This window comes from Polaromonas sp. (genome assembly GCF_030682935.1).
Lineage (GTDB): Bacteria > Pseudomonadota > Gammaproteobacteria > Burkholderiales > Burkholderiaceae_C > Polaromonas.
In genome coordinates this window covers 1-2,334 of sequence record NZ_JAUXNA010000322.1, presented here as the reverse complement: position 1 = coordinate 2,334, position 2,334 = coordinate 1, and the positions used below count along the sequence as shown (strand labels likewise).

Below are 2,334 nucleotides of genomic sequence, written 5' to 3'. Positions count from 1 at the left end.
GGTTGATGGTGACCATCTGGCCGAGCTTCATCAGGTGCTTGATCACCTCGGATGACTTCACGCTCATCTTGTGCGCCAGCTCTCCCACCGTGATGGTTTCAGGCACATGGACTTCAAGCACCTTGAATTCGGTTGGTGCTACGAAATTGGACTCGGGACGTGCCTCGCGACCGCCGCTGCGGCGACCCCGCGGGCCGGCGCGGAAACTGCCGCGTCCGGGAACGGTCGGAGCGCCACGGCTCGGGATGCCCTTTTTCTTGGCAGCTTCGTCTTTCCAGGTCGAAGACAGGGCCTCGGACTTGACTTCCTTTTTACCGGCGACTGCCACGGCACCTGGTGCACCCGGCTTGACGGCGCCCGGCACCACGGCTGGTTTATGCAGGGTTCCCTTGGCGACGGTCTTGACGTCCACATGGGGCACCAGCACGCGCTTGGGCGCGGACAACATGGCCCGGATCCCTGCGGCTTCGGCTTCGGCCCTGCGCCTGCGCTCTTGCAAGTCCTGTGCCTTGGCGGCGTCTGCCTGAAATTCTGCCGTCGCTTTGGCTTTGGCCGCCGCCTGCGCTGTCGCGGCTTCGGCCGCCTTGGCGGCCTGCGCCGCAGCCGCTATTTCAGCGGCGCCAGGCACTTCAGGCGTGACGACTGGCGTGGGTTTATCGATTTTTCCGATGGTGGGCTTGGCTTTTTTGGCGGCCTCGGCGGCCAGGGCCGCCTGCACAGCCGCCTCGGCTTCAGCTTTTTGCTGCTCTGCCTGACGCACCTGTTCGCGCGCCGCTTCTTTGGCCTCGTGCTCAGCTTGCAGACGGCGTTTTTCAACCAATTCTTCTTCCTGCTGGCGCAGCAACTCTGCACTCCGGTTGGCTTCTTCTTCGCGGCGAATCAGTTCGGCATCATCAATCTCGGGCGCCTGCGGCGCGGCAGCGAGTTCAGGCTGAACTTCTTCAGCCGACAGGTCGGAGCCGTCCTCGCGCTTGACGAAGGTGCGTTTTTTGCGAACCTCCACCTGGATGGTGCGCGCCCGGCCCGTAGCGTCGGCCTGCTTGATTTCGCTGGTGGACTTCTTGACCAGCGTGATCTTTTTGCGATCAACCGCAACGGTGCCATGGCTCGCTTGCAGATAGCTGAGCAGCTTTTGCTTGTCCGATTCGGACAGGGGGTCGCTGGCCTGCGCCTTGACAACACCGGCGCTGGTCAATTGCTCGATCAGGGTGGCGGTGGATTTATTCAATTCAGCTGCGAATTCAGCGACGGTAGTTGTACTGGACATATTTGGTTTCCTGACTGGCCTTCATGATCATTGCTCTTGGACGGTTGCTGGTGCAGCGGTCTCTGGAGCTTCATCGGTAAACCAATGGGCGCGTGCCGTCATGATCAAGGCTTTGGCTTCGTCCGCAGACTGGCCGGTAATATCTGTAAGTTCGTCCACAGCCAAATCGGCCAGGTCGTCGCGGGTATGGACACCCGCCTCCTGGAGCTTGGCAATCAACTCGGGCGTGATACCTTGAACGTCACGCAGGTGCTGCGAAACGCCTTCGGCATTTTCCTCTTTGGCGATTTCCATCGTCAGAAGGGCATCTTTGGCGCGGGTGCGCAATTCATTGACCGTGTCTTCATCAAAGGTCTCGATCTCGAGCATTTCCTGCAACGGCAAATAAGCTACCTCTTCAAGGCTGGTAAAGCCTTCGGCGATCAGGATGTCGGCGATTTCTTCGTCCACATCGAGTTTTTCCATGAAGAGCTTGCGACTGGTATCTGTTTCAGTCGCCTGCTTCGCTGCAGATTCGTTGGCGTCCATGATGTTGATCTTCCAGCCGGTCAACTCGGAAGCCAGGCGCACGTTCTGACCACCGCGTCCAATGGCAATGGCAAGATTTTCTTCGTCCACGACCACGTCCATGGCGTGACGCTCTTCATCCACCACGATGGACGACACATTGGCAGGTGCCAACGCACCAATCACAAACTGGGCCGGGTCTTCGCTCCACAGCACAATGTCCACGCGCTCGCCGGCAAGTTCATTGGTCACACCGTTGACACGGGTGCCACGAACACCGACGCAGGTACCAATCGGGTCCACGCGCTTGTCGTGCGACAGTACCGCGATCTTGGCGCGCGAACCGGGGTCACGGGCGCAAGATTTGATCTCCAGCAGGCCCTGCTCGATCTCAGGCACTTCCTGGCGGAACAACTCGATCATGTATTCAGGCGCGGTACGCGACAGGATGATGGGCGCGCCGCGCAAGGTCGTGTCCACTTCCATGATCATGGCGCGGACGCGGTCACCGGAGCGCAGGTTTTCCTTCGGGATCATGTCACTGCGGCGCAGGCGGCCTT

General features: G+C 60.1%; 2 protein-coding genes. Both read right to left on the bottom strand.

Going from position 1 to position 2,334, the window contains the following annotated elements; translation table 11 throughout:
* On the bottom strand, positions 1-1,267 hold a 1,267-nt coding region (locus tag Q8K05_RS14880), incomplete at its 3' end, for a translation initiation factor IF-2 N-terminal domain-containing protein (protein WP_305247409.1).
* A 27-nt stretch (positions 1,268-1,294) separates the two neighbouring features.
* Positions 1,295-2,334, bottom strand: a 1,040-nt coding sequence (gene nusA, locus Q8K05_RS14875) for a transcription termination factor NusA (RefSeq protein ID WP_305247408.1), incomplete at its 5' end; no start/stop codon positions are given.